The organism is Sphingomonas sp. G5 (genome assembly GCF_052660795.1).
This window is the reverse complement of the sequence record NZ_CP109660.1, coordinates 569937-595806: the sequence shown is the minus strand read 5'-3', so window position 1 is coordinate 595806 and position 25870 is coordinate 569937. Positions and strand designations below refer to the sequence as shown.

At 69.6% G+C, this 25870-nt stretch carries 25 protein-coding genes; 10 read left to right on the top strand and 15 right to left on the bottom strand.

The features are described 5' to 3' along the window. The first annotated feature begins 53 nt into the window (after nucleotides 1–53). Entirely contained in the window at nucleotides 54–1022 is a 969-nt protein-coding gene (locus tag NE358_RS02865) for an alpha/beta fold hydrolase (protein WP_103206718.1), read from the top strand. Here NE358_RS02865 and tsaE read toward each other — a convergent pair. The 8 genes from tsaE to coaA form a co-directional block, all read right to left on the bottom strand. Beyond that, the gene (gene tsaE / locus NE358_RS02860; protein ID WP_435302732.1) at nucleotides 1000–1503 is read right to left on the bottom strand and encodes a tRNA (adenosine(37)-N6)-threonylcarbamoyltransferase complex ATPase subunit type 1 TsaE; all 504 of its coding nucleotides are present in this window, start codon (nucleotides 1501–1503) and stop codon (nucleotides 1000–1002) included. The genes NE358_RS02865 and tsaE overlap by 23 nt on opposite strands. Next, nucleotides 1500–2621, bottom strand: a complete 1122-nt coding sequence (alr, locus tag NE358_RS02855; protein WP_289941298.1) for an alanine racemase — start codon at nucleotides 2619–2621, stop codon at nucleotides 1500–1502. Before alr ends, tsaE begins: the two co-directional genes overlap by 4 nt. Further along, nucleotides 2618–3019: a holo-ACP synthase gene (locus NE358_RS02850; RefSeq protein ID WP_289941296.1), complete on the bottom strand. Its 402-nt coding sequence runs from the start codon at nucleotides 3017–3019 to the stop codon at nucleotides 2618–2620. Before NE358_RS02850 ends, alr begins: the two co-directional genes overlap by 4 nt. Nucleotides 3020–3124: 105 nt before the next feature. After that, the gene (glmS, locus tag NE358_RS02845) at nucleotides 3125–4975 is read right to left on the bottom strand and encodes a glutamine--fructose-6-phosphate transaminase (isomerizing) (RefSeq protein WP_289941295.1); all 1851 of its coding nucleotides are present in this window, start codon (nucleotides 4973–4975) and stop codon (nucleotides 3125–3127) included. 10 nt (nucleotides 4976–4985) lie between these two features. Next, entirely contained in the window at nucleotides 4986–6023 is a 1038-nt protein-coding gene (locus NE358_RS02840) for an HTTM domain-containing protein (RefSeq protein ID WP_289941293.1), read from the bottom strand. Continuing rightward, a complete protein-coding gene (locus NE358_RS02835) occupies nucleotides 6020–6829 on the bottom strand; it encodes a DUF5819 family protein (RefSeq protein ID WP_141375085.1) in 810 nt (269 codons plus the stop codon). The genes NE358_RS02840 and NE358_RS02835 overlap by 4 nt, the downstream gene beginning before the upstream one ends. 2 nt (nucleotides 6830–6831) lie before the next feature. Further along, nucleotides 6832–10641 (bottom strand): choice-of-anchor G family protein, encoded by a 3810-nt coding sequence (locus tag NE358_RS02830; RefSeq protein WP_289941291.1) that lies wholly within the window; start codon nucleotides 10639–10641, stop codon nucleotides 6832–6834. A gap of 363 nt (nucleotides 10642–11004) precedes the next feature. Next, a complete protein-coding gene (gene coaA, locus NE358_RS02825; protein ID WP_103206723.1) occupies nucleotides 11005–11958 on the bottom strand; it encodes a type I pantothenate kinase in 954 nt (317 codons plus the stop codon). 69 nt (nucleotides 11959–12027) lie between these two features. Here coaA and NE358_RS02820 point away from each other — a divergent pair, with 69 nt between their 5' ends. Continuing rightward, nucleotides 12028–12957: a Ppx/GppA phosphatase family protein gene (locus NE358_RS02820; protein ID WP_141375081.1), complete on the top strand. Its 930-nt coding sequence runs from the start codon at nucleotides 12028–12030 to the stop codon at nucleotides 12955–12957. A 105-nt stretch (nucleotides 12958–13062) separates the two neighbouring features. Here NE358_RS02820 and glmM read toward each other — a convergent pair whose 3' ends face one another. From glmM to NE358_RS02800, 4 genes are all read right to left on the bottom strand, one after another. Continuing rightward, nucleotides 13063–14418, bottom strand: coding sequence for a phosphoglucosamine mutase (gene glmM, locus NE358_RS02815; RefSeq protein WP_116238656.1), 1356 nt, complete (start codon nucleotides 14416–14418; stop codon nucleotides 13063–13065). A 14-nt stretch (nucleotides 14419–14432) separates the two neighbouring features. Further along, nucleotides 14433–14903, bottom strand: coding sequence for a 30S ribosomal protein S9 (gene rpsI, locus NE358_RS02810; protein ID WP_058597862.1), 471 nt, complete (start codon nucleotides 14901–14903; stop codon nucleotides 14433–14435). A gap of 24 nt (nucleotides 14904–14927) precedes the next feature. Then, entirely contained in the window at nucleotides 14928–15374 is a 447-nt protein-coding gene (gene rplM, locus NE358_RS02805) for a 50S ribosomal protein L13 (RefSeq protein WP_094734663.1), read from the bottom strand. A 334-nt stretch (nucleotides 15375–15708) separates the two neighbouring features. Then, on the bottom strand, nucleotides 15709–16545 hold the full coding sequence (locus NE358_RS02800) for an alpha/beta fold hydrolase (RefSeq protein WP_103206726.1): 837 nt from the start codon (nucleotides 16543–16545) through the stop codon (nucleotides 15709–15711). Nucleotides 16546–16686: 141 nt separating this feature from the next. On the opposite strand from NE358_RS02800, the gene NE358_RS02795 reads away from it, so the two are divergent. Next, complete coding sequence (locus tag NE358_RS02795; protein WP_289941273.1) at nucleotides 16687–17169, top strand: PepSY domain-containing protein; 483 nt, start codon at nucleotides 16687–16689, stop codon at nucleotides 17167–17169. A gap of 59 nt (nucleotides 17170–17228) precedes the next feature. On the opposite strand, the gene NE358_RS02790 is transcribed toward NE358_RS02795, so the two are convergent. Beyond that, entirely contained in the window at nucleotides 17229–17366 is a 138-nt protein-coding gene (locus NE358_RS02790; protein WP_289941270.1) for a hypothetical protein, read from the bottom strand. Nucleotides 17367–17483: 117 nt separating this feature from the next. On the opposite strand from NE358_RS02790, the gene NE358_RS02785 reads away from it, so the two are divergent. The 3 genes from NE358_RS02785 to NE358_RS02775 all read left to right on the top strand — a co-directional run bounded on the left by NE358_RS02785 (nucleotide 17484) and on the right by NE358_RS02775 (nucleotide 19174). Next, entirely contained in the window at nucleotides 17484–17960 is a 477-nt protein-coding gene (locus NE358_RS02785) for a MarR family winged helix-turn-helix transcriptional regulator (RefSeq protein ID WP_103206728.1), read from the top strand. A gap of 35 nt (nucleotides 17961–17995) precedes the next feature. Continuing rightward, on the top strand, nucleotides 17996–18415 hold the full coding sequence (locus NE358_RS02780) for an organic hydroperoxide resistance protein (RefSeq protein ID WP_103206729.1): 420 nt from the start codon (nucleotides 17996–17998) through the stop codon (nucleotides 18413–18415). 111 nt (nucleotides 18416–18526) lie between these two features. Beyond that, nucleotides 18527–19174 (top strand): response regulator, encoded by a 648-nt coding sequence (locus NE358_RS02775; protein ID WP_103206730.1) that lies wholly within the window; start codon nucleotides 18527–18529, stop codon nucleotides 19172–19174. Between the two features lie 16 nt (nucleotides 19175–19190). Here NE358_RS02775 and NE358_RS02770 read toward each other — a convergent pair whose 3' ends face one another. Next, nucleotides 19191–20261, bottom strand: a complete 1071-nt coding sequence (locus NE358_RS02770) for a PIG-L family deacetylase (RefSeq protein WP_289941263.1) — start codon at nucleotides 20259–20261, stop codon at nucleotides 19191–19193. A 252-nt stretch (nucleotides 20262–20513) separates the two neighbouring features. Between NE358_RS02770 and NE358_RS02765 the strand changes: the two genes are divergently transcribed. Both NE358_RS02765 and NE358_RS02760 read left to right on the top strand, forming a co-directional pair. Beyond that, complete coding sequence (locus NE358_RS02765) at nucleotides 20514–20795, top strand: hypothetical protein (protein WP_289941260.1); 282 nt, start codon at nucleotides 20514–20516, stop codon at nucleotides 20793–20795. 70 nt (nucleotides 20796–20865) lie between these two features. Continuing rightward, nucleotides 20866–21390: a YbhB/YbcL family Raf kinase inhibitor-like protein gene (locus tag NE358_RS02760; RefSeq protein ID WP_103206733.1), complete on the top strand. Its 525-nt coding sequence runs from the start codon at nucleotides 20866–20868 to the stop codon at nucleotides 21388–21390. Nucleotides 21391–21445: 55 nt separating this feature from the next. Here NE358_RS02760 and NE358_RS02755 read toward each other — a convergent pair whose 3' ends face one another. After that, nucleotides 21446–22519 carry a PIG-L family deacetylase gene (locus NE358_RS02755; RefSeq protein ID WP_289941254.1) on the bottom strand — a complete coding sequence of 358 codons (1074 nt, stop codon included), beginning with the start codon at nucleotides 22517–22519 and terminating at the stop codon, nucleotides 21446–21448. A gap of 263 nt (nucleotides 22520–22782) precedes the next feature. On the opposite strand from NE358_RS02755, the gene NE358_RS02750 reads away from it, so the two are divergent. Both NE358_RS02750 and NE358_RS02745 read left to right on the top strand, forming a co-directional pair. Beyond that, complete coding sequence (locus NE358_RS02750) at nucleotides 22783–24372, top strand: sugar transferase (protein ID WP_499318254.1); 1590 nt, start codon at nucleotides 22783–22785, stop codon at nucleotides 24370–24372. Between the two features lie 76 nt (nucleotides 24373–24448). Further along, on the top strand, nucleotides 24449–25774 hold the full coding sequence (locus NE358_RS02745; protein ID WP_141375075.1) for a UDP-glucose dehydrogenase family protein: 1326 nt from the start codon (nucleotides 24449–24451) through the stop codon (nucleotides 25772–25774). Nucleotides 25775–25870 lie beyond the last annotated feature (96 nt).

Sequence of the window (25870 nt, the reverse complement as noted above, 5' to 3'; positions counted from 1 at the left end):
TCCGGCCGCTCCTCGGCGGCATCCGACTCCGCCCTCCGCTCCGAAGAGGGGGCATGGATGCCAGCACCCTCGGCCTGCGCCGCGTCGTCGTCCCCACCGGGGCGGCGCCGCTCGTCGTCCACGCGGGTCGACGTTCGGGAAGCCCCGTGGCCACCGTCCTGCTGCACGGGGCGGCGGGCTCCTGGCGCACCTGGATTCCGATGATCGCGGCATCCGACGGCCTGCGCCTGCCCCTGTCCGACATCGTCGCGATCGATCTGCCGGGCTGGGGCGAGACGCCGGGGCCCGTGCCGGAGCCGGCCGAAATGGCCGTGGCGGTCGCGGCCGTCGCCCGCGCGCTCGGCTATCCGCGGTGGCGCGTCGTCGGGCACTCCCTCGGCGGCGTGATAGCCCTCGACGTCGCCGCGCGCTTCCCCCGCGAGACCGTCGCCGCGGGGGTGGTCTCGCCCAGCGGTGCCGGGGCACGCGCGATCGCCCGGCATCCCGTGCGCAGCGCGCGGCGACTGCCGTGGCTGGCGGGGATGATGCTCGCGATGCGGGTGCTGCGCGGCCTCGGCCCCCTCGCCCGTCCGCTGCTGCAGCTGCTGCGCCGCACAGGAGCCCTGCACCGGCTGGCACGTCCTCTGTTCCGGCATCCGCAGAACATCGACCGGTCCGTGACCGACGATCTCGCCGACGAGATCCGCCCCGCGGCCTTTCTGGCGGCAGCCCGGCTCTCGCGCGCACACGACGACGGCGTGTGGCGCCGCATCGCATGCCCGGTGCGCTGCGTGCGCGGAGCGCACGACGTCTTCGTCGCCGAGCGCGACGCCCGCGAGTGGGAACGCCTGATCCACGACTACGACGATCGCGTCCTCGACGACAGCGGGCACTTCGCCCACGTCGAGCAGCCGGTCGAGACCCTCCGGGCCCTCCGCGCGGTGTGGGCGGCGGACCGTGCTCCCGCGATCCGTGCGGGAGCAGAACGCCCCCGCACGCCTCTCGCCCGTCGCGCGGGGTTCAGGGGCGACGCGAGATCGTGACCCTCCGCGGCGCGTCGGCGTCGAGCTCGACGGTGTGCACGGCGATCTCGCCGCAGGCGTTGTCGACCCCGCGTCCCCCGACCTGTCGGTCGATCTCGATCTCCCACCACGCGTCGGCGAGGTACTCGGCGACGCCGCGCCCCCACTCCACGATCACGGCAGAGCCCGCCACGTCGATGTCGAGGTCGTCGAGCTCGACCGCGGCCCCCAGACGATAGGCGTCGACGTGCACGAGCGGCGTTCCCCCGACGAGCGACGGGTGCGTGCGGGCGATCACGAAGGTGGGGCTCTGGACGGGCCCGCGGATGCGGAGCCCCTCGCCGATTCCCCGGGTCAGGGTCGTCTTGCCCGCGCCGAGGGGCCCGGTCAGCACGACCACGTCGCCGGGGGCGAGATCGTGACCGATCCGCCGGCCCAGTTCTTCCATGTCGCTCGGGCCGTCGATGACCCGCTCGCCGAGCAGTGCGTCGGGAACACTCACGCGCGAACCTCCCGTCGGGGCACGCGGGCACCCACGCGCGTGACGATCTCGTAGTCGATGGTGTCGGCGGCGTCCGCCCAGTCGCGCGCCGAGGGCACACCCAGAGTCGGGTCGCCGAAGAGGACGGCCTCATCCCCCACGGCGACCGGGTGGTCGCCCACGTCGACGACGAATTGATCCATGGCGATCCGTCCGGCGACGCGGAAACGACGGCCGTTGATCGAGACGGGCCCCCGGCCCGACGCCTGCCGCGGCACACCGTCGGCGTAACCGAGCGGGATCAGCGCGAGCGTCGTCTCACGCTCGGTGCGGTAGTCGTACCCGTACGACACCCCCGTGCCCGCGGGGACCCGCCGGACCGCCGCGACCGCGCCACGCAGGGTCATCGCCGGACGCAGGCCCAGGTCGGCCGACGAGCGGTCGCCGAAGGGGGAGATGCCGTAGAGACCGATACCGATCCGCACGCACCCGAGCCGGGCCTCCGGCAGCGCGATCGCCGCGTTCGTGGCCGCGATGTGCCGCAGCGGCGGAGTGAGGCCGACGGATGCCGCGAGCACCACTCCCTCTTCGAACCGGGCGAGAGCGGCACGGTCGTCGGCCTCGCTCGTGTTCGACAGGTGCGAGAACAGCCCGACCACGCGCAGCCGACCGATGCGTTCGAGACGCGCGGCCTCGGAGAACACCGTGCGCCAGTCGGCGGGGGCGATCCCGTTGCGCGACAGCCCGGTCTCGATCTTCAGGTGCACGGCCGCGGACTGCTCGCCGTGGGCGGCCTCAGCCGCACGCAAGAGCTGGTCGATGTCGGAGATACCGAGCTCGATCTCCTCGCGCACGGCCTCGGCGAACGACGCGCCCGGGGCGTGCAGCCAGGCGAACAGCGGGGCCGCGATACCGGCGCGGCGAAGGGCCAGCGCCTCGTCGATGTCGGAGACGCCGATGCGCGTCGCTCCCCCGCGCAGGGCGGCAAGCGCGGCGCGGTGAGCACCGTGCCCGTAGCCCCCGGCCTTGACGACCGCGATGATCTCCGAGCCGGTGAGCGCGCGCAGATGGCGCACGTTCTCGGCGATCGCATCGACATCGATCACCGCTTCACGCAACACTCCCGGTGCCATCGTCATGCGTCGTCCTCTCGGGTGGGGGCGGGGACCGACGGCTCGGCACCCGCTCGAGCCTCGGCGATCACATAGGCGGTCGCGAGCCCCGCGTCGTGCGACATCGACAGGTGCAGGGCCGTGATGCCCCGCGCCGCGACCGTCGCCGCCGTCTCGCCGCTGAGCGAGAATCCGGGGCGTCCTGAGGCCTCAGAGGTGATCTCGATGTCGATCCAGTGCACACCGTCCGAGCCGCCCAGCGCCTTGATCAGGGCTTCTTTCGCGGCGTAGCGCGCCGCCAGCGAGCGCGGCTTCAACGAGCGCTCCGACACAGAGAACAGGCGGGGCAGCAGCCGGGGGGTGCGTTCCAGGTGCTCCTCGAACCGCGGGACGTCGACCAGGTCGACGCCGATACCGACGATCATGCGCCCTCCCCTCCTGGCATCCCTCCTATTCTGCCGGTGCCGGGCGGCACCGAGACGACGAAGGGGCCGGATGCCATGGCATCCGGCCCCTTCGAGATCGACGACCTACTCGACCGTCACCGACTTCGCGAGGTTACGCGGCTGGTCCACGTCGAGGCCCTTGGCCTCGGCGAGACCCATCGCGAAGATGTGCAGCGGGACCACGGCCAGGAGCGGCTCGAACAGGGGCGCGGCCAGGGGGATGCGCAGGACCTCGTCGGCGGCGGGGAGCACCGCGACGTCGCCCTCCTCGGCGATCGCGATGACGCGGGCACCGCGGGCGCGGATCTCCTCGATGTTCGACACGACCTTCTTGTGCATCTCGCCCGAGCCGCGGGGGCTGGGCACGACGACGAAGACGGGCTGGCCGGGCTCGATCAGCGCGATGGGACCGTGCTTGAGCTCGCCGGCGGCGAAGCCCTCGGCGTGGATGTACGCCAGCTCCTTGAGCTTGAGCGCGCCCTCGAGGGCGATCGGGTACCCGACGTTGCGGCCGAGGAACAGCACCGAACGGGTGTCTGCCATCCAGTGCGCCAGCTGCTGGATGCGGGCCTGCTCGGTCTCGAGCACGCGGGCGATCTTGCCGGGCACGGCTTCGAGCTCGGTGACGGCCTCGACGGCGACCATGGGGTCGACCGCGCCGCGCACGCGACCCACGTGCAGAGCCAACAGGTACAGGGCGGTGATCTGGGCGACGAACGCCTTCGTCGAGGCGACGGCGACCTCGGGGCCGGCGTGCGTGTAGACGATCGCATCGGACTCGCGCGGGATTGTCGCACCCTGGGTGTTGCAGATCGACAGGGTCTTCGCGCCGCGCGAACGGGCGTACTTGACAGCCATGAGGGTGTCCATGGTCTCGCCCGACTGGCTGATCGAGACGACCAGCGTGCGAGGGGTGAGCACGGGGTTGCGATAGCGGAACTCATGCGCCAGTTCGACGTCGACCGGAACGCGTGTCCAGGTCTCGAGGGCGTACTTGCCGACCATGCCGGCATAGGCGGCGGTACCGCAGGCGATGACGAGGATGCGATCGATGTCGGCGAGGAAGTCGTCCAGCCCATCGAGTTCGGGGATCTCGACGCGGCCCTCGTGGATGCGGCCGCGGATGGTGTTCGCGACGGCCTCGGGCTCTTCGGAGACCTCCTTGGCCATGAACGACGACCAGCCGCCCTTCTCGGCGGCCGAGGCGTCCCAGGTGACCTCGAAGGCCTCGACCTCGACGGGGGCGCCCGAGAAGTCGGTGACCTCGACACCCTCGGGGGTGATGGCCACGATCTCGTCCTGGCCGATCGCCAGCGCGTTGCGCGTGTGCTCCACGAAGGCGGCGACATCGGAGCCGAGGAAGTTCTCGCCCTCGCCAAGACCGATCACGAGCGGGGAGTTGCGACGCGCTCCCACGACCAGGCCCGGGTGGTCCTCGTGCATGGCGAGGAGCGTGTAGGCCCCCTCGAGGCGCGAGACGACCGAGCGGAACGCCTGCACCAGATCCTTGGTTCGCGCGTACTCGCGACCGATCATGACCGCGGCGACCTCGGTGTCGGTCTCGCTGCGGAACGCGAAACCGTCGCCGACGAGCTCGCTCTTGAGCTCGGCGAAGTTCTCGATGATGCCGTTGTGGATGACGGCGAGCTTGTCGTCGTCGGCCAGGTGCGGGTGGGCGTTGGCGTCGGTGGGGCCGCCGTGCGTCGCCCAGCGGGTGTGGCCGATGCCGGTGGTGCCGTTCGGCATGGGCGTGGACTCGAGGTCGTCACGCAGAACGGCGAGCTTCCCCGCGCGCTTGCGCATGTCGAGCTGCCCGTCGCCGTCGATCACGGCGATGCCGGCGGAGTCGTACCCCCGGTACTCCAGACGCGACAGACCCGCCAGAAGGATGTCCTGGCTCTGCCGAGGACCCACGTAACCGATGATTCCGCACATGGGTTCGAGTCTAGGTGGCGGGGCTGAGCAAACCCCTCCGCAGCGCCCCGAGCCGCGCGCCCAGGCGATTCCACGACCCGTCCCGGACCAGCAGGAGGTCGAGCGCGATCATCGCGAGCGAGAAAGGCCAGAGCCCGAGCAGGATTGCGATGCTCAGGTGCATCCCCGTGATCACCAGTACCGCCGCGTAGCGCGTCGGCTTCCACAGGATGAGCACGGGGAACAGCATCTGCACCCACAGCGCCGCCCAGGTCGCCAGCGCCACGACCGGCGCCGACTGCCACGCGAGCTGGCTGAGCGCGGGGAGCACGTGGAACTGTTCGATGCTCAGCGCGTAGTAGATCGCCGTCCCGTTCAGCCATTCCTCGCCCTGGAACTTCAACAAACTCGAGACGAGGTAGACGAGCAGGATCTGGAACACGCAGAGCATGAGCACCGTGTTATGGGTCCAGATACCCAGCCACGGCGGCACCCAGGTCGGCATCCGTCCGGCACGATGCGAGGGGCGGATGCCGCGGCGCCGTCGGATCCACGCATCGACCGAGAGATGCCGGCTGAGGTCGGCGAAGACGACGAAGAAGAGCACGATCCTCATGAGCGTGTCGCCGCCGTTGCCGAGCAGCGTGCTGTTCGTCGACAGCCCCACCCAGAACACCAGCAGCACCGGAGTCACCCACCGCGTCTGGAAGCCCACCACGAACAGGACCGCGAGCGCGAGCAGCACGTGGAACGAGAGGTCGAAGACGAGCGCGTTGTCTTTGGGGAACAGCAGGCGCAACGGTTCCCACCACCCCCGGCGGTCGGCCTCGGGGTCGACCCACCAGGCTCCCGCACCCCAGAGATAGTGGCGGTCGGCGTAGCTCGGAACGAGCACGATCAGCATCGAGACGCCGAACAGCACACGCAGGACCGAGAACCCGATCGTGGAGTGCTTCCGCGCGGTCAGCCAGTCCTGCAGGCGGGGCCATAGCGTCGCGGGGGCGAATCGCTTCCGCAGGCTCAGGGTCTCGACGGGTCGTTCCTCGTCGACGGATGCCGCTCGGCTCATCGTCCCGTGTACCTCTCGATGACCTCGTCGTAGATGGCCTGCACCTCGTCGGACGGAGCGACCGCCGGCTGTCGCCACCCGAATGTCGTGTACGACGGTTCCGTCTGCCGCTCCGCATCGAAGCGATGCAGGAAGTCGTTCGGCCGATCGTGCTCGATACGCCACCGGACGCGCTCGACATCGCGATCGAAGTACGCGCTGCCGAAGGCGGAGGCGAAACGGACGAGCATGTAGTCGTACCTCAGGTAGCTCACCAACGCCGCACGACTGCCCCCGAGACCGTCGATCTCCTCGAGCAGGGCCGACGGATCCATCGGCGCGAACGCCCCGTCGTTGACGCGACGGATGAAGGTATCGCGCACCCGGTCCCGCTGCTCCGCGCTGAGCGCCTGATACCGCGTCAGGTAGGCCTGGGCGGCGTTGAAGCTGTTCTTCGAAATCCGAGACGGCGTCGGGATGCCGCGCGCCGCGGAGAACTCCGCGTCGGTGACGTCGACCCACTCGCTGCGCTGGAGCTCGCCGTCCTCGCGCCACTGCACCTGGATCTGGAGCGAGCGGTTGACCTTCATGATGTTCGGCGCGAACACGTTCCACCGCTGCGTGAAGTACGGAGAGAAGGCTGCCGACACGGCGGGACGCGTCGGGCTCGAAGGGATGGTGAACGACACCGCCACGAAGGCGTAGCCGAGGACGATGGCCAGGGTCATGGCGGCGGCGACCGCCGCCATGACCCGGCCCGACCGCCGGGCGGAGGAAGGCCCGTCCGACACCCCCGATGCGGGTGCTTCCTCCGCCGTGGTGGTCATCGTCAGCGCTGCTCTCCGCTGGCGCTCCGTCGACGCAGGGTCCACAGAGTCGCACCGGCCACGATCAGTGCTGCCGCGAGGCCGCCGACGAGAGGTCCGTTCAGGTCCACGCCGGTGGCCGGGAGGGACGAGCCTCCGCCGTTCCCCGCGGCGGCGGGCTGCGCCGTCACGGTGAAGGCGGTGTTCTCTCGCTCGGTCGGGAGTTCACCCGTGACCGAACCGCGTACCTCCACCCGGTGGGCGCCGAGTTCGAAGTCGGCACCGACCTCGAAGGTCATGCGCGCCGAGCCTGCTGCATCAGCGGTCACCGGGGCGAGCTCGAACGGCGTGGAGTTCACCGTCGCCGAGACCGTCTCCCCGGGCTGGAAGCCCTGGACGACCACGGTCTGGCTGACGCCGATCCCCCGAACGATCTGCGGAAGGAGGACGTCGGCACGGGCCTGTACGGTGACGTCACCGTCGGTCGCGTCGGCATCGGTCGCGTCCGCATCGGTCGCGTCCGCATCCGTCGCGTCCGTATCCGTCGCGTCCGCATCCGTCGCGTCCGCATCCGTCGCGTCAGCATCCGTCGCGTCCGCATCGAGAACGTCGGCGTCGGCGTCGGCGTCGGCGTCGATGTCCAGCACGTCGGCATCCGCGTCGAGCACGTCAGCGTCGGCATCGAGAACGTCAGCGTCGATATCCAGCACGTCCGCGTCGGCGTCGAGCACGTCGGCGTCCGCGTCGACGATGTCGATGTCGGCCACGTCGGCATCGATGTCCAGCACGTCGGCGTCCGCGTCGATGTCGAGCACGTCGGCGTCCGCATCGAGCACATCGGCATCCGCGTCGATATCGAGCACATCGGCGTCCGCATCGAGCACATCGGCATCCGCGTCGATATCGAGCACATCGGCGTCCGCATCGAGCACATCGGCATCCGCGTCGACGATGTCGATGTCGGCCACGTCGGCATCGATGTCCAGCACGTCGGCGTCCGCGTCGAGCACATCGGCATCCGCGTCGATATCGAGCACATCGGCGTCGGCGTCGAGAACGTCAGCGTCGGCGTCGATGTCCAGCACGTCAGCGTCCGCATCGAGCACATCGGCATCCGCGTCGACGATGTCGATGTCGGCCACGTCAGCATCGATGTCCAGCACGTCAGCGTCCGCATCGAGCACATCGGCATCCGCGTCGATATCGAGCACGTCAGCGTCCGCGTCGAGCACGTCAGCATCCGCGTCGATGTCCAGGACATCCGCATCGAGCACGTCAGCGTCGGCATCCGCGGCGACCGCGGTCACCGAGAACGACGTCGTGGCGATCGAGCCGTCGATGTCCTGCACCGCCGTCACCGAGAAGTCGCCCACGGGGACGTCCGCGAAGACGACCGACCAGAGACCTGCGCTGGTGACGGTCGCCGTCTGCGCACCGAGAGTCGGGACCGAGACGGTGACCTCGGCACCGGCCTGGCCGGTACCGGTCACGGTCACCGAGCGCGTCGCGTCCGGCTCGCCGACCTCGTACTCCGTGCCGGCGATCGGCGCCGTGATCTCCACGGCCTCGGCGAGCACGACGCTGAACGAGACGGTGTCCACCGAGTCGTCGGCATCCTGGGTCGCCGTCGCCGTGTAGTCGGCGATGGGCAGGTCGGCGAAATCCACGCTCCATGTGCCGTCGGCAGCCGCGGTGGTGGTCTCCGTGGCGCCGTTGTCGAGCTCGACCGTGACGGTCGCGTCCGGCGAGGCAGTCCCCGAGACGGTCACCGTGGCGACGCCGTCGATCTGGCCGATGGCGATCTCGGTGCCGGCAACCGGCTCCTCGATCACGACGTCGGGCGTCTCGGCGATCGAGAAGTCCACCGTGTCGGTCGATCCATCGAACTCCTGGGTCGCGGTGATGCTGTAGTCGCCGATCGGCAGGTCGGTGAACGTCGCGGTCCAGGTTCCCTCCGGTCCCACCGGGACCGTCTGGATCGTCCCGCCGATTTCGACGTCGACGTTCGAGCCCGGGAAACCGGTTCCGGTGACGGTCACGTCGGTCGTGTCGTCGACCCCGGGGACCACGAAGATCTGGTCGGGTGTCGGCGCGGTGATGACCACATCGGGCGCCTCGACGACCGAGAAGTCGACCGTCGCGGTGGTGCCGTCGGCGTCCTGTGTGGCCGTGGCGGTGTAGTCGCCGACGGGCAGATCCGTGAAGACCGCCGTCCACGTCCCCTGCGGAGTCACCGTGACGACCTGGTCCTCCTGACCGGGGATCGAGACGGTGATGACCGCGTCGGGCTCGCCGGTTCCGGTGACCGTCACATCCGACACGTCGTCCGGTCCGGGAACGACGAACTCATCGCCGGTCTCGGGCGTCGTGATCGTCACGTCGGCGTTGTCGTCGAGCGCGTTGGGGCCGACCGTGGCGTTGGCCAGTTCGATGGTCGTCGCGATCGAGCCGGGCAGCACCGTGATGATGGCTCCCGTGATCGAGAAGACACCCTCGGGGCTCGTCGACTGGTTGTTGACCGTGACGCTGGCGACTGCCGGCAGAACGGTCCCCAGCGCGGGCGAGAGGACGGTCGTCACCGGGGTGACCACGACGTCGACCGCGGCACCGACATTGGCGACGATGGCCTGCACGGGTGCGAGGATCGCGCCGGCGACGGCGCCGAGTCCCACGGGGAGCGTGATCCCGCCGAGCACGACGATGCCGGAGGTGTCCCCATCGAGCAGTTGGCCGATCGTGGTGTTCACGCTCAGCACAGGAACCTGCGGGGTGATGAGGATCGGCGGGATGACGACCCCACCGGTGACCGAGATGCCGCGCACGGCGTTGAGGACGGCCGTGTCGATGCGATCGGTGAGGCCCGTGACGGCATCCACGACGGCATCCTGGATGTACGGCAGCGTCTGCGCACCGAGGAGTTCTGCCCCCGCGGGAAGGTTGTTCAGGCGGCCGATCTCGTCAAGGTCGACGATGATCTCGCCCGTGCCCAGGTCGATGACGACGCCCGGGTACTCATCGGAGGTGATCTGCCCGGTCAGCAGGCCGCTGATCGCGCCGGTGAGGCTGGTCGTGCCCACCGACAGGTTGGCCTGAACCCCGAGTGCCCCCAGAACGCTCGCGACGCCACCGTTGACGAGGCCGTCCACGTTGTCGAGCGAGGCCTGCAGTCCCCCGACCGCGGTGTTCAGCTCTGCGGTCAGCGCAGAGAGGGTGGCGCTGTCGATGACGAGCTGTCCGCCCGCGATGGTGTAGCTGCTGGTCGCGTCGGCGGGCGCGTCCTGCGCTGCCCGTGCCGACACGGCACCCAGCGTGAGGTCGAGTCCGGTGATCTCGTCGACCAGTTCAGCGGCCACGGATCCCGCGAGCGTGTCGACGGCGCCGCCGAGGCTGAGACTCAACGGGCCGGTTGCCGGAGCGCCCGTACCGATGATGCCGCCCGAGCCGACGGCACCCGACGCCCCCACCGAGGAGCCGTCGGGGTCGGCGCTGGCGTACTGGCCGACGACGCCGAGCGAGCCGAGGTCGATCGGCACCTGCACGCCGCCCGGAGCGGTGACGTTCACGACGCCCACCGCGGTCAGGTCGAGCGTGTTGTAGTCGGTCACCGTCTCCTCGGTGCCCCCGTTGGTGGCCGTGGCCCCTTCGAGCAGGACCACGTCGTCAAGGTCGATGAGGCTCAGGACCGACCCGCCGAGGAAGGTCCCCGAGGCGTTGGAGACGTCACCGGGGGCGGCGTTCGCGGCGGTGACGCCGCCGAACATGCTGAGAGAGGCGGCCCCCACCGCCGCGGCCGTCTTGACCGACGCCCGTCCGATCCGCGAGCGCGTCCACACCGCGCTCCTTCTCCGTGACCCGGCCCGCCCGGGCGATGACCCGGACGTCCCCTGATTCGCGCGATCCATAGAAACACTCCTGTACCTGGTGCTCGGGACGCGCGTGTGCAGCGCCCTCTGCGGCCTTCCGACAGCCGTACGGATCATTTAAAAGCGCTATGAGAACGCTGAGAACATGCCGGGCTACGGGGATCGCTACGGGTCCGAACACCCAGTACTGCGGACCTCCGCGCGCTCGTCCTCAGGTACGGGAGCGGTGCGGCTCACCCGCGCGGCGGGCTCGAAGAAGCGCGAGAACACGCGGATGCCGGTAGCCCCTGGCACTACCGAGCCACTACTGCGGCCGCACCGGCGTCGGAATGCTCAGAGCTTGCGCAGCAGCACCGTCTCGACGGTGTGGTCCGCACCCTTCTGCAGGACGAGCTTGGCGCGGTGGCGCGTGGGCAGCACGTTCTCTTCGAGGTTCGGCAGGTTGATCTCGCGCCAGTAGCCGAGCGCGCGCTCGACGGCCTCTTCGTCGCTGATATCGGCGAACACCTTGAAGAACGAGGTCGGATTGGTGAAGGCGTTGTCGCGCAGGGCGAGGAAGCGATCGACGTACCAGCGCTCGATGTGCGCCGCGTCCGCATCGACGTAGATCGAGAAGTCGAACAGGTCACTCACCGCGACCTCGTTCGGCGAGGGCGGCGGCTGCAGCACGTTCAGCCCCTCGACGATGACGACGTCGGGACGATGCACCGTGACGTGCGCGTCCGGCATGATGTCGTACCGCACGTGCGAGTAGAAGGGAGCCCGCGCTTCTTCTGCTCCCGACTTCACCTCGCTGAGGAACTCCACGAGCGCTCGACGGTCGTATGACTCAGGAAAGCCCTTGCGGTCCATGAGGCCGCGCCGTTCGAGCTCGGCGTTCGAGTAGAGGAAGCCGTCGGTGGTCACCAGCTCCACTCGGGGGGTGTCGGGCCAGCGGCTCATCAGCTCGCGCAGCAGCCGCGCGATCGTCGACTTGCCCACCGCCACCGATCCCGCTACTCCGATGACGAACGGAGTCGTCGCGTCCGGCTCGCCCAAGAAGGTGCTCGTGTCGGCGCCGAGTCGACGCGTCGCCCGCGCATACAGACTCAGCAGACGACTCAGCGGCAGGTAGACCTCGGCGACCTCGCGAGGGTCCAGTCGGTCGCCGATGCCGCGCAGCTGCACGATCTCGTTCTCGGTCAGCGGCTGCTCCAGCCCGCCGGCCAGACGAGCCCAATCGTCGCGATCGATCTGACGGTAAGGGCTCAGCGACGGCGCGGGAGCTGCGGTCTCGGCGGCGGACACTCGCTCATGCTACCCGCCCCTCTCCCCCGCGGCCCCCGAGCGTCGCAGCGCGGCCACTACGCTCGGACCGTGCGCCTGGGAGTCCTCGACATCGGTTCGAACACCGTCCACCTGCTCGTCGCGAACGCCCGGGCGGGAGGACGCCCGACCGCCACCACCTCGCACCGCTCCGTACTCCGACTCATGCGCTACCTCCTTCCGGACGGGTCGATCTCCGCAGAGGGGGTGCAGGGATTGGTGGATGCCGTGACCGCCGCGCGCGATCGCGCCCGGGCCGAGAGGGTCGACGAGCTCCTCGCGACGGCGACCTCCGCGGTGCGGGATGCGACCAACGGCGAAGAGGTCATCGCCCTCATCGAAGAAGTTCTCGGACAGCCTCTCCAGGTGCTGGGAGGTGAGACCGAAGCCCGGTTCACCTACCTCGCGGTCCGTCGCTGGTTCGGGTGGTCAGCGGGACAGATCCTGCTCTTCGACATCGGCGGCGGCTCCCTCGAGATCGCGGGGGGCGCCGACGAGCTCCCCGATCTCGCCGAATCCGTGCCGCTCGGCGCGGGACGTTCGACGGTGCGGTTCCTCCCCCACGACCCTCCGAGCGACGACGAGATCGACGCGCTGCGTCAGCACGCGGCGTCCGTCCTCGCCCCGGTCGCCGAACGCTTCGCCGCGCTCCCGCGTCCCGATCACGTGGTGGGGTCGTCCAAGGCGATCCGCTCGCTCGCCAAACTGGCGGGCTACCCCGTGCCGGGGTGGTCGGGCATCGACCGGATGGTCCTCCCGCGTAAGGAGCTCAAGGACTGGATCCCACGACTCGCACGCATCCCCGCCGACGCGCGCGAGGCCCTGCCCGGAATCACCGCCGACCGCACGTTCCAGATCGTGGCCGCCGCGATCGTCGTCGAGCGTGCGATGAAGGCCCTCGACGTCGAAGAGCTCGAGGTCTCACCCTGGGCCCTGCGCGAGGGCGTCCTGCTGCGCTACATCGAGTCGCTCGAGTACTGATCACCGCGGCATCCCGTCAGTGGGAGTGTCGAGCACCGGCGCAGGGCTGCCTGCGAACGAGGACGGGGCGGGCGGGCTCGAGGCCCGTCCCGCCCCGTCGCGATGTCAGAGCGCGAGACGCTCCCGCACGACGTCGGCGAGGCGATCCGCGTGAGCGCGGGCATCCTCTTCGGATGCGGCCTCGACCATCACGCGCACGAGCGGCTCGGTGCCCGACGCGCGCAGCAGCACGCGACCGGAATCGCCGAGTTCGGCCGTCGACGCGGCCACGGCTTCCTGCACGCCCTCATCACTCACGCCGTCGCGATCCACGCCGCGCACGTTCACGAGCACCTGCGGATAGACGGTCATGATCGAGGCGAGCTCGGCCAGCGTCTTGTTCTGGCGGGCCATCTCGGCCACGAGGTGAAGACCGGTCAACAGTCCGTCACCGGTCGTGGCGAACTCGCTCATGATGACGTGTCCGGACTGCTCACCGCCGAGGGAGTAGCCCCCCTCATTCATGGCCTCGAGCACGTAACGGTCCCCCACACCGGTCTGGAGCACCCGGATGCCGTGGGCTTCCATCGCCCGGTGGAGTCCGAGGTTGCTCATGACCGTCGCCACGAGCGTGTCATCGGCGAGGGCACCACGATCCTTCATCGCGACCGCGAGGATCGCCATGATCTGGTCGCCGTCGACGATGTTGCCCTGAGCATCCACGGCGAGGCAGCGGTCGGCGTCCCCATCGTGGGCGATGCCGACGTCGGCGCCGAGGCGCACGACGGCCTCAGCGAGCACGTCGAGGTGCGTCGAGCCCACGCCGTCGTTGATGTTCAGGCCGTCGGGCTCGGCTCCGATGACCGTGACCTGGGCGCCCGCGTCTTTGAAGGTCTCGGGCGACACGCCAGCCGCCGCGCCGTGAGCGCAGTCGAGGACGACATGGATCCCGTCGAGGCGGTGCGGCAGCGACCCGAGGAGGTGCAACACGTAGCGATCCTCGGCGTCGGCGAAGCGACGGATGCGGCCGACCCCGGCGCCCGTGGGCTGGAGCCGGTCCCAGTCGAGGGCACTCTCGATGCGCTGCTCGACGATGTCGGGCAACTTGGTGCCGCCGCGGGCGAAGATCTTGATGCCGTTGTCGGGGGCGGGGTTGTGCGACGCCGACACCATCACACCGAAGTCGGCGTCGCGGTCGGCGATGAGGAACGCGGTGGCGGGAGTGGGGATGACTCCCGCGTCGAGCACATCGACGCCCGAGGAGGCCAGTCCTGCGGCGACCGCGGCCGAGAGGAACTCTCCCGAGACGCGCGGGTCGCGGGCGACGACGGCCGTGAGGCGACGACCCTCGGCCTTTCGCGCCTCCGCAGAACGGCCCTGGCCCAGGACGACAGCGGTCGCCTGGGCCAGGTGCAGCGCGAGTTCGGCGGTGAGGAGGCCGTTGGCCAGCCCCCGCACCCCGTCCGTGCCGAAGAGAGGCATACGGAGGATCGAACTCAGCGCTTGGAGTACTGAGGCGCCTTGCGGGCCTTCTTGAGACCGGCCTTCTTGCGCTCCTTGACGCGAGCGTCGCGCGAGAGGAAGCCGGCCTTCTTCAGGGTCGGGCGGTTGTTCTCGGCGTCGATCTCGTTGAGCGCGCGGGCGATACCCAGACGCAGCGCGCCGGCCTGACCCGAGGGGCCGCCACCGGAGATGCGCGCGATCACGTCGTACGAGCCCGCGAGCTCGAGCACCGTGAACGGGTCGTTGATCAGCTGCTGGTGCAGCTTGTTGGGGAAGTAGTCCTCGATCGTGCGGCCGTTGACCGTGATCGTGCCCGAACCGGGAACGAGGCGCACGCGGGCGATGGCCTGCTTGCGACGGCCCACGGCTGCGCCGGGAACCGAGAGCACGGGGCGCTCGGCGGCGACGACCGACTGCTCGGCCGGCGTCTCGGTGCTGTAGTTGCTGGAGTCGATGTTCGACACTGTTTCGTCCTTATCCGGCGGCGCTTACTGGGCGACCTGGTCGAAGGTGTATGCCGTGGGCTGCTGAGCACCGTGGGGGTGCTCGGCGCCGCGGTACACCTTGAGCTTCTTGAGCTGCGCCGCGCCGAGGCTGTTCTTGGGCAGCATGCCGCGGATGGCCTTCTCGACCGCGCGGACAGGGTTCTTCTCGAGGAGTTCGTCGTAGGTGACGGACTTCAGTCCGCCCGGGAAGCCCGAGTGGCGGTAGGCCTTCTTCTGCGTGAGCTTCTGACCCGTGAGCGCGACCTTTTCGGCGTTGATCACGATGACGAAGTCACCAGAGTCGATGTGGTTGGCGAAGGTCGCCTTGTGCTTGCCGCGGAGGAGAACCGCCGCGTGCGAGGCCAGGCGGCCGAGAACGACGTCGGTGGCGTCGATAACGACCCACTCGCGCGTGACCTCAGCGGCCTTGGGGGTGAAAGTGCGCGTCACAGTAGTGCTGCTTTCTTGATCGAACGGAGGAGTTCGTGAATCCCGCTCCGGTGGTCCGTTGCCCCGCCGATGACGGGAGAACAGGGCCGGTGGAGGGCTCACGTTCGGGCAACCCGCTCGCAGAGAGGCGGGCACCAAAGATCAAGACTACGCCATCCGGATGCCACGGCCAAACGTCGCCCCTCCCCCCAGGCCCGAGCGCGCCCACCGTACACCCCGAACCGTCCACGTCCACGAAAAGACGGATGCCCCGCCACCGGTCGGGTGGCGGGGCATCTCGGCATCCGTCGCGTCCTCCGCGGGTGCGCGCGAGAGAGGGACGCGCGGCGGCGGGTCAGCGCTTCAGGAAGTCGATCAGCACACGGTTGAACTCGTCGGCGTGACTGACATTGACGCCGTGGGGCGCCCCCGCGACGACGTGCAGCTCGCTGCCGGCGATCGCCTCATGGGTGCGCTTGCCCGAACCCTCGAAGGGCACGGTCGTGTCGCTGTCACCGTGGATGACGAGGGTGGGCACCGTGACGTTCGGGAGATCCTCGCGGAAGTCGGTGGTCGCAAAGGCCTCCATCGACTTCAGGGCGGCGTGGTGGTCGGCCTGATTCGCGAGACGCTCGGCCTCGGCCCGGTCGGCCTCCGAGACGGCGAGCGTGCCGTCGACGGAGAAGAAGTCGGTCGTGAACTGGTGGTAGAACGCCTTCTCGTCGTCCTTCAGCCCTTGCTTCATGCCGTTCGCCGTCGCGTCGTCGAGCGGGCCCTCGGGGTTGTCGTCGGTCTGGGCGAGGTACGGCGGCACGGCGGCCGCGAAGACGACGCTGTGCACGCGGTCGGCCCCGTGGCGCGTCAGGTAGCGCGCGACCTCGCCCCCGCCCATCGAGAAGCCGACGAGTGTGACGTCGCGCAGGTCGAGAGCTTCGAGCACGGCCTCCAGGTCGTTGCTGAATGTGTCGTACTCGTAGCCGGTGCGCGGCTTGTCGCTGCGCCCGAAACCGCGACGGTCGTACGTCACGACCCGGTAGCCGGCGGCCTCCAGGGCCGGGACCTGGTGGGCCCAGGACTCGCCCGAGAGGGGCCAGCCGTGGATGAGGACGACGGGGCGACCCGTGCCGCCCGTGTCGTCGACATGAAGGTCGATGTCGGTCAGAAGTCCGTGGTGGGCAATGATCTCGCTCATGCCCGCCATCGTTCGGGCCCAAGCTGAGTGTGCGGGGGCTGTTGACGCGCCGCGGCCCGCTTGGTAAAACGCGTTGCGCACAGGTCGCGGCCGTCGCGCAACACCTCTTGGCGATGCGGAGCGCCTGGTTACCCTTCCCCCATGAGCCCGAGTCGTTCGTCCGCCGCCGTCATGCTGCTCGCCGCGAGTGCCTTCACCCTGGCCGCTTGCGCCCCCCTGACCCCGGCGAGCGATACCCCGACCAATGATCGGGAAGCCGTTCGGGCGATCACCACGGCTGAATCCGCCGCCGGCGGGCGCGCATTCCAGCTCGAGACGGACGACGGGGCGTGGGAGGTGCATGTCGGTTCGGGCGGCCGAGAGGTCGAGGTTCGCGTGAGCTCGGACGGCGGGGAGGTGCGCTCCTCCACCGACGGCGGCACCCTCGACGCCGAAGACCGGTCGGCGCTCGACGCTGCCGGGACCACCCTGGCGGACGCCGTGCGCATCGCCGCAGCCCAGGGCACGGGCGGCGCCGTCGAAGAGGCCGAGCTCCAGCGCGACGGCACCGCGACGACGTGGAGCATCGACCTCACCGGAGGTGTCACGGTACGCGTGTCGGCGACCGACGGCAGTGTCGGCTGAGCAGAACGCCGCGGACGACGAACCACCGAGCGGCTCCCCCGGGCGCGACGTCGCCGCGTTCAGGCGAGATCGCCGAAGAGGGGCGCGGCCGACGCACCGAGTTCGAAGTGGTGCCCATTGATGGCGAGCAGGTCCCGCTCGCACTCGGGGAGGAACCCCGAGGCTGAGGAGGCGCTCACGTCGCTTCGGCCGATCATGCGCCCATGCTCCGATGTCACGTGGGGGGATGGCAGGGCTTGACATCGTCGCCCCGGTGCACGGAAGCTGCACGCGAATCAGTTGTGCACAATTAAATTGTGTGCAATAGTTTATTCATGCCCGCCGTCGACCAGCTCGTGTGCTTCGCGCTCTACGCCGCCAATCGCACGACCACGCAGGCGTATCGCGCACTCCTGGAACCGTGGAACCTCACGTATCCGCAGTACATCGCGCTCGTCACCCTGTGGAACGACGGCGAGCAGACCGTCGGCAGCCTCGGAGAAGCCCTTCAGCTCGACTCCGGCACTCTCTCCCCCATGCTCGCCCGCATGGAGAACGCGGGGTACCTCACCCGAACGCGTCGGCCCGACGACGAGCGCGTGGTCACCGTCGCCCTCACCGAGCGCGGCGTGAGGCTGCGCACCGAGTTGGCCCACGTTCCGCAGTGCATCGCCGCGGGCTCCGGCCTCACCGACGCCGCCAGCGCTCGTGAACTGATCGACGCCCTGCGCCATCTCACCGAAGCCATGAAAGACCTGCGCGACCATCCCGACGACGCGCGCGACGCCCACGCGACGCGCCACACGGCCTGACGATCGCCTCCCCACCGTCCCCAGAAAGGAACACCATGGACGTTCTCTACACCGCCGAAGCCGTCTCCACCGGCCAGGGCCGCCTCGGTCACGTCACGGCCGGCACCTACCTCGACCTCGACGTCGCTCCCCCCAAGGAGCTCGGCGGCTCCGGCGCCGGCACCAACCCCGAACAGCTCTTCGCCGCCGGTTACGCCGCCTGCTTCCACAGCGCTCTGCACTCCGTCGCCCGCGCGCGCAAGGTCACGATCGAAGACTCCTCGGTCGGCGGCCGCGTCCACATCGGCCCCAACGGTCAGGGCGGTTACCAGCTCGCCGTGCTTCTCGAGGTCGTCCTGCCCGGCATCGAGCACGATCTCGCCCAGCAGCTCGCCGACGAGGCGCATCAGGTCTGCCCCTACTCCAACGCGACGCGCGGCAACATCGAGGTCACCGTCACCGTTTCGGAGGACTGACCTCCCCTGAACCCCGGGGCGAGGCGCTGAGCCCCACGTATCGCGCCTCGTCCCGGCTTGCCGCCCCGCTCCGCCGGGGCGGTTTCGTCGTCTCGGCGTACAGTGACAGTCGTGATCCGGGTGGTTGTCGTCGACGATGAGGCGCTCGTCCGCTCCGGTTTCTCCTTCATCCTGAACGCGGCCGATGACATCGAGGTGGTCGCCGCCGTGGATGGACCCGATGCGCTCGCCGTCATCCGCGCGCTTCGCCCTGACCTCGTCCTCCTCGACATCCGGATGCCGGGAGTCGGCGGCCTCGACATCCTCGCGGCCCTCCGCGATGACGCGGAACGGCCGGTGGTCGGCATCCTGACGACGTTCGCGGCCGACGAGTCCATCACCCGCGCCCTGCGGGACGGCGCCTCGGGATTCCTCGTCAAGGACACCGATCCCGCGCACCTCGCGGCGATGGTCCGTTCTCTCGTCGCGGGTGGGGTCGTCCTCTCCCCTGAGGTTTCGCGCGCCCTCGTGGAGGGTTACGCCGGGAGACCCGACCTCGACGCCTCGCGTCGCGTCGCTCTTCTCACCGACCGCGAGCGCGACGTGCTCGGATACCTGCCCACGGGCGACTCGAACGCCGAGATCGGACGCCGGCTGCACCTCAGCTCCGCCACCGTCAAAGATCACGTCAGCTCGATCCTCAACAAGCTGTCGGTGTCGTCGCGGGTCGAGGCCGCCCTGATCGCGCAACGCGCCGGCTCGCCGGCCGATCGACGCTGACCGCCGAGCGGGAGGCTCAGGTCAACCGGAGCTCCCCCTCCGCCTTGCCGTAGGAGCGGCGCAGCCACTGCCCGAAGCCGGGCTGCGCGAGGCAGGCCGCCGCGCTATCGCAGGTGACGACGGGATCCTGCGCCGCGTAGGTCGCGTAGACGTCGACCTTCTCATCGAGGGCCTCTCCCTCGACGTTGATGGGCTCGTGCTGCGAGGGATAACCGATGTAGTACGTGACAGCCTCGGGTGCGATCCCGACGACCGGTGCCACCGCTCGGACGAGCGATCCGACGCACGAGTGATCGGGGTGATCCCCCCGCGCGAAGGTGCTCTCGTGCGGGATGTTGGTCGTGATGCGATCGGGACGACCGGCGTGGATCAGCTCGGCGATGGTCTCCGAAAGACGACGCGCGTCGAGCGTCGGGCCGTCATCGATCGGCGCGAGAGCGGGCACCGTGCCGTTGATGAGCTGGGTGAGACCGGCCTCGCCCGTCGTCGGGAACCCCTTCCCGCTGAGGTTCCCGTCCGGCAATCGGAGCACGGTGATCGACAGCCGCGGATCGTCGGCGGGCACGAAGCGTGTGACCCGTGCGCCGCTTCGCAGCGTCAGCTGGGAGGTGTTCCAGGGCTGCGTGCTGCCGCGCATCTCGTCGTACGCGGCCCGGATGCCGGCCTCGCGCTGCTGCGCGTAGCCGAGGCCCCGTCCCGCGTCGCCCGCGGTGACGAAGACCGTGCGCAGGGTCGCCCCGGAGCCGATAATCCCCGCGAGATGGGGATTGGCGAAGATGATGTCGTCGTCGGCATGAGCCCAGACCGCGACGGTCGTGTCTTCCCCCGGCTCCTCGAGAGCGGGGGACGGAGCCCGCGGGGAGGCATCGGGGACGGGAACGATGGGACTGAGCTTGACCCAGGTTCCTTCCGGGGGCGCCGAGCGCCGGATCTGGCGGTAGACGAGGGCGCCACCACCGAGCGCGGCGAGTCCGCCCACGGCGACGCCGCCGAACACCAGCGCTCTCCGGGATATCCCGGACCGGCGCGGCGACGCCGATTCGTCGGGTGCCTGTTCGGCGCCCGAAGGCTCGTCGATGTCCCTCACGGCGACTCCGTCCTGTACTTCGCCCCCCGGCGACGGATTGCGGGTTTCCCCTCGCCCTCGGGCGCCCTTCGACGTTATCGCGATGGTTGCCCTATCCGAGCCCGAAACCCCGCAGCCCCGCCACCCGGCGGGGTGGGGTGAGACCGATCGGCGGATCACGCTCCCACGCCACCGCGGTGCAGATGTGCATCACGCACCGGACGCATCGGCGATGCTCAGCGCGCACCTAACGAAGCTGACCACACTCCCCCTATGCAGACGTCCACACCGCCGCGGTCACTGTCGCCCGTCGCACTGCGCATCCGTGCTGTCCTCAACGAGTGGGATCCGATCGGAGTCCACCACATCGGCCACGGGTGGCCCGACGACGAGTACGACGACCTCATTCTGCCCATTCTCGACGCCCTCGACGCGCAGCCCTCCGTCGACGACCTGGCCGCCGAACTGCGCACCGTCGTCGAGAACGACTACGGGCTTCCCGCTCCCGAGGGCTGCCGGGAGACAGCCCTCTCGCTCCTCGACCTCAGCCGCTGACCGATATCCTCCGGCGCGGGTGGATGCAAGACCTGCCGCCGGATGACCGCGCCGTCCTAGCATTCCGTTCATGGCCGATCTCTCCCGTCCGCAGACGCCCGATCCGTACCCGCTCCTTCCGTCCGCACCGTCCTTCGACGTGGTCAGCGACGACGTCACCGACGGACACCCCCTCGCGGACGCCCAGGTCGCCGACAAGGGCAATACGTCCCCGCATCTCTCCTGGTCGAACGTCCCCGAGGGCACCAAGTCGTTCGTGATCACGGGCTTCGACCCCGACGCCCCCACCCCGAGCGGCTTCTGGCACTGGGTGCTCGTCGACGTTCCGGCGGACGTCCGCGAATTGGCATCCGGAGCCGCCTCCGGCGATCTCCCGGGCGACGCCTTCCACGTCCGCAACGACGGCGGCACGGCCGGATTCCTCGGCGCCGCGCCCCCGCAGGGCGATCAACCCCACCGTTACTTCTTCGTCGTGCACGCCGTGAGCGAGCCGTCGCTCGGCGTCGACGCCGACGCCTCCCCCGCTGTGGTGTCGTTCAATCTGGCGTTCACAACGCTCGGACGGGCGATCCTCCACGGCACCTACCAGCACTGACGCCTCGTCTACCGACGGAACGCAGCGGAGGCCCGGGCCGCCGAATGCGCGCGGCTCAGCCCATCTGAAGCTCGACCTCGGTCTTGGCGTAGGACCGTTGGAGCCACTCGCCGAACTTGCGGGTCTTGAGGCACGCGGTGCGATCGGCGCAGCGGATCACCTGGTCCTGCTGCGTGTAGATGCGGTAGGTGTCCACCTTGGAGTCGAGGACCGCCCCCTCGAGGTTGCGCGGCAGGTTCTCGGAGGGGTATCCCACGAAGTACCGGATGCCGGGCCCCACGGCTGCATCCGACGTCAACGCATCACGGACCAGTGTTCCGACGGCCGAGTGGTCGGGGTGGTCCCCCGGAGCGAAGACGCTGCCCCGGGGGATGTGGGTGAGGGTGCTCTCCGGAGTGAAGGCGGAGGCCAGCTCCCGGACCGAGCCCACGAGCTGATCCCGGGTCACGGCCGGCCCCCCATCGACGGGGACGAGCGATCCCTCGGTCCCGTCATAGAGCTTGCTGAGGGTCGCGTGCGCGGTGGCGTCGAAACCGGCGCCGGTGATGTTCCCGTCCGGCAGGCGCAGGTACAGGACCGACAGATGCGGGTCGTCCTTCGGCGTCAGTCGCCGCACGTGCACGCCGGTATCGAGTGCGATGTCCGTGGCATCCCACTCGCCGTCCTTGCCACGCATGGCGTTGTATGCGCGCAGGATGCCGAGCTCCCGCGCCCGCACATAGTCCATCCCCTTGCCGGCATCACCCGCCGTGACGAACACGGTGCGTACGCACCGACCGGCGGCGATCGCATCCGAGATGGTCGGATTGGCGAAGATGATGTCGTCGTCGGGGTGCGCCCAGACGGTCACCAGGGTCGACGATCCGTCGCAGGTCTGCGCGGCCGGCGAGACCGGAGGCGCCGGCGGCGGCGTGGGGGTCTGTGAGGGTGTCGGAGAGGCCGCGGGCATCGTTGTCGTCGTCTCGGGGGACGGCGCGGGCGGCGAGCTCGACGCAGGCTCGGGGCGCAACAGCGCGAACGCGAACACACCGGCGACCGCGGCGACCACCAGCGCAGCGATCGCGATCGCCGCGATCAGACCGGCCTGCCCGCGGCGGGGGCGAAGCGGCGGCGACGAGGCGCGGGACATCGGAACCTTCCGTGCGGCCAGCAATGGCGACCCCGCCGTTCGGCACGATCTCGAGGCAGCCGGGCACGGCTGATCCGCGCCCGAGTGTAAGGGACCGCCTGCCGCACCACCAACCTGTCGCCGGTCGTAGCGCACTCGGACAACGAACGTTCACGTCTCCTGCGTATGACAAGAAAAGCAGGGTGAGTTGACGGGTGAACATTGCCTGTTACTGTTCGCGGGAGGGTTCCCACGCGCGCGTGGGAAAGGCGAGAGGGGCACACATGGCGATGTCCGGCCTGCGCCCCGGCGGGTCTTCATCAGACGCCGACCCGGGCGGAACCGCCGCCGCGCTCGGCCCATCGACGCCGGAGCGGTCCCTCCCCGCTGAACCGCCGATGCCGCCGGCCTCCTCCCCGCCCCCTGCGCGCGTTCGCGATCCGTGGCGAGGCCGCTATCGACGCAACCTCGTGCTGACCGACTTCGCCGCCCTCGTCTGGGTCGTCTACGGCACCCAGCTCCTCTGGTTCGGACTGGGAAACGCCCAGCTCGCCGCGGGCCGCGACAGTCGCATCAGCGACCTGTCGTATTGGGCCTTCTCGGCGATCCTCATCGTCACGTGGATGTGGTCGCTCGCTTTCGTCGAGTCACGCAGCGACCGCGTGATCGGCACGGGTTCGGCGGAGTACGTCCGCATCGCCGACGCCAGCTTCCGACTGTTCGGAACCGTGGCCATCATCGCTTTCCTCGCCCAGATCGACCTCGCGCGGGGGTATCTTCTGGTGAGCCTGCCGCTCGGCATCCTGGTCCTCTGCTTCACCCGCTGGATGTGGCGGCAATGGCTCGTGGTCCAGCGTTCCCGCGGACGATACTCCGCCCATGTGCTCCTGGTCGGGTCGCTCCCCTCCGTGACGCAGCTCGCTCGCGAGTTCGCCCGCAACCCCAGTGCGGGATACCGCGTCGTCGGCGCCTGCGTGCCGAACGGGAAGACCGCTGACACCATCCCCGGCACCTCCATCCCCGTGATGGGCCACGTCGGCGACGTGACGCGGGCATTGCAGGCGACCGGCGCCGACACGGTCGCCATCACCAGCGCCGATGAGCTCCCCGCCGAGAAGGTGAAGGAGATCTCATGGAGCCTGGAGGCCGGCCGCCAGCATCTCGTCCTGGCCCCGAGCATCGTCGACATCGCCGGCCCGCGCTTGCACACCAGGCCCGTCGCGGGTCTGCCCCTCATCCACGTGGAGACGCCCAAGTTCTCGAGGGGGCAGAGCTTCCTGAAGAGATCCGTCGACCTTCTCGCGGCGAGCGTCGGTGTCGTGCTCCTCAGCCCGATCCTGCTCTTCTTGGCCATCGCGGTGCGCCTGTCGAGCGAGGGACCTGTCTTGTTCCGACAGATCCGCGTGGGCTTCCGCGGTCGCGAGTTCACCATGTTCAAGTTCCGCTCGATGGTCGTCAACGCCGAGGAGCTGCGCGCCCAGCTAGCCGCGCAGCACCGCGATTCGGGCAACGAGGTGCTGTTCAAGATGAAGAACGATCCGCGGGTCACGCCGATCGGACGCGTCATGCGCAAGTTCAGCCTCGACGAACTCCCCCAGCTCTTCAACGTCATCGGCGGTTCGATGTCCCTCGTCGGGCCGCGGCCCCCGTTGCCTTCCGAGGTGGCTGTCTACGCCGACCACGTCCACCGACGCTTCCTCGCCAAGCCCGGCATCACCGGTCTGTGGCAGGTCAGCGGCCGGTCCTCCCTCTCCTGGGAGGATTCGGTTCGGCTCGATCTGTCCTACGTGGAGAACTGGACCCTGCTGGGCGATTTCGTCATCCTCGGCAAGACGGCCCGTGCAGCGCTCGCCCCCGGCGAGACCGCGGCGTGACGCTGACCCCGCTGCACCGCAGCGTCCACCGCCAGGCCGGTCGGTCTGCCGTCCGGAAAACTGAAAGGCTCTGATCGTGCGTCTGTCTGTCGTGGGTTGCGGATATCTGGGAGCCGTTCATGCGGCGGCGATGGCCTCGATCGGTCACGAAGTGGTCGGGATCGACATCGACGAGCGGAAGATCACGGCCCTCTCGCAGGGCGAAGCGCCCTTCTTCGAGCCCGGCCTGCAGCAGATCCTGGCGGACGGCATCGCCTCTGGTCGGCTGACGTTCACGACCGAGATGTCGGCTGCCCGCGGAGCCGCCGTGCATTTCATCGGCGTCGGCACGCCGCAGCAGGCGGGTGGATACGCCGCCGACCTGACCTTCGTCGACGCGGCCGTCGACGCTCTCCTGCCCTTCCTCGCCCCGGGGGACGTCGTCGCGGGCAAGTCGACCGTCCCGGTCGGTACGGCCGCCCGCCTGGCGCCCCGCGTGGCCGCGCACGGCGCCACCCTCGTGTGGAACCCGGAGTTCCTCCGGGAGGGGTGGGCGGTCAAGGACACCATCGACCCCGATCGCCTGGTCGCCGGCGTCCCGTCCGATGACGGCGCTCCGACGGACGACGGCGAACGCACGGCCGGCATCCTCCGCGAGGTCTACCACCCGTCGATCGCCAAGGGCACACCCTTCATCGTCACCGATTACGCCACGGCCGAACTCGTCAAGGTCGCCGCGAACGCCTTCCTCGCCACGAAGATCAGCTTCATCAACGCCATGGCCGAGATCGCGGAGGTGACCGGCGCCGATGTGACCACTCTGGCCGACGCCATCGGCCACGACGCCCGTATCGGACGACGATTCCTCGGCGCCGGCATCGGCTTCGGCGGCGGGTGCCTCCCCAAGGACATCCGCGCGTTCTCCGCCCGCGCCGAGGAACTCGGACGAGGCGAGTCGGTCGCCTTCCTCCGCGAAGTGGATGCCATCAATCTCCGCCGTCGCGATCGGGCGGTCGAGCTGTCCATCGGCGCCCTGGGAGGCAGTGTCTTCGAGAAGAAGATCGCCGTGCTCGGCGCGGCCTTCAAGCCGCACAGCGACGATGTCCGCGACTCCCCCGCACTCGACGTGGCGGTCCGGCTCCACGGTCTGGGCGCCCTGGTCACCCTCACCGATCCCGCGGCGATCGACAACGCGCGCCGGCTCCACCCCCAGCTCACCTACGACAGCGACCTCGACTCCACGCTCCGCGACGCGGACGCGATCATCGTCGTGACCGAGTGGGACGAATACCGTCGGCACCTCAGCCCCGAGCATGCGGCCTCGTTGGCTCGCGGACGCGTCGTGATCGACGGTCGCAACTGCCTGGATCCGGCAGCGTGGCGCGCCGCCGGGTGGGCTTATCACGGGATGGGACGCCCCTGACGCGACGGCGGACCGCCGCCCCGCACGACACCCTCCGGTACGACCCTCTGCGATCAGCACCGCCTGCGATGTCGATTCATCACGAATCGCCCGTGA

Excerpts from the sequence above, each read along its gene's own strand:
- NE358_RS02865 (WP_103206718.1), top strand. The coding sequence starts at position 54 with ATGGATGCCAGCACCCTCGGCCTGCGCCGCGTCGTCGTCCCCACCGGG.
- alr (WP_289941298.1), bottom strand. The coding sequence starts at position 2,621 with ATGACGATGGCACCGGGAGTGTTGCGTGAAGCGGTGATCGATGTCGAT.
- NE358_RS02850 (WP_289941296.1), bottom strand. The coding sequence starts at position 3,019 with ATGATCGTCGGTATCGGCGTCGACCTGGTCGACGTCCCGCGGTTCGAG.
- glmS (WP_289941295.1), bottom strand. The coding sequence starts at position 4,975 with ATGTGCGGAATCATCGGTTACGTGGGTCCTCGGCAGAGCCAGGACATC.
- NE358_RS02840 (WP_289941293.1), bottom strand. The coding sequence starts at position 6,023 with ATGAGCCGAGCGGCATCCGTCGACGAGGAACGACCCGTCGAGACCCTG.
- NE358_RS02835 (WP_141375085.1), bottom strand. The coding sequence starts at position 6,829 with ATGACCACCACGGCGGAGGAAGCACCCGCATCGGGGGTGTCGGACGGG.
- glmM (WP_116238656.1), bottom strand. The coding sequence starts at position 14,418 with ATGCCTCTCTTCGGCACGGACGGGGTGCGGGGGCTGGCCAACGGCCTC.
- NE358_RS02800 (WP_103206726.1), bottom strand. The coding sequence starts at position 16,545 with ATGAGCGAGATCATTGCCCACCACGGACTTCTGACCGACATCGACCTT.
- NE358_RS02795 (WP_289941273.1), top strand. The coding sequence starts at position 16,687 with ATGAGCCCGAGTCGTTCGTCCGCCGCCGTCATGCTGCTCGCCGCGAGT.
- NE358_RS02790 (WP_289941270.1), bottom strand. The coding sequence starts at position 17,366 with ATGATCGGCCGAAGCGACGTGAGCGCCTCCTCAGCCTCGGGGTTCCTC.
- NE358_RS02785 (WP_103206728.1), top strand. The coding sequence starts at position 17,484 with ATGCCCGCCGTCGACCAGCTCGTGTGCTTCGCGCTCTACGCCGCCAAT.
- NE358_RS02780 (WP_103206729.1), top strand. The coding sequence starts at position 17,996 with ATGGACGTTCTCTACACCGCCGAAGCCGTCTCCACCGGCCAGGGCCGC.
- NE358_RS02765 (WP_289941260.1), top strand. The coding sequence starts at position 20,514 with ATGCAGACGTCCACACCGCCGCGGTCACTGTCGCCCGTCGCACTGCGC.
- NE358_RS02760 (WP_103206733.1), top strand. The coding sequence starts at position 20,866 with ATGGCCGATCTCTCCCGTCCGCAGACGCCCGATCCGTACCCGCTCCTT.
- NE358_RS02755 (WP_289941254.1), bottom strand. The coding sequence starts at position 22,519 with ATGTCCCGCGCCTCGTCGCCGCCGCTTCGCCCCCGCCGCGGGCAGGCC.
- NE358_RS02750 (WP_499318254.1), top strand. The coding sequence starts at position 22,783 with ATGGCGATGTCCGGCCTGCGCCCCGGCGGGTCTTCATCAGACGCCGAC.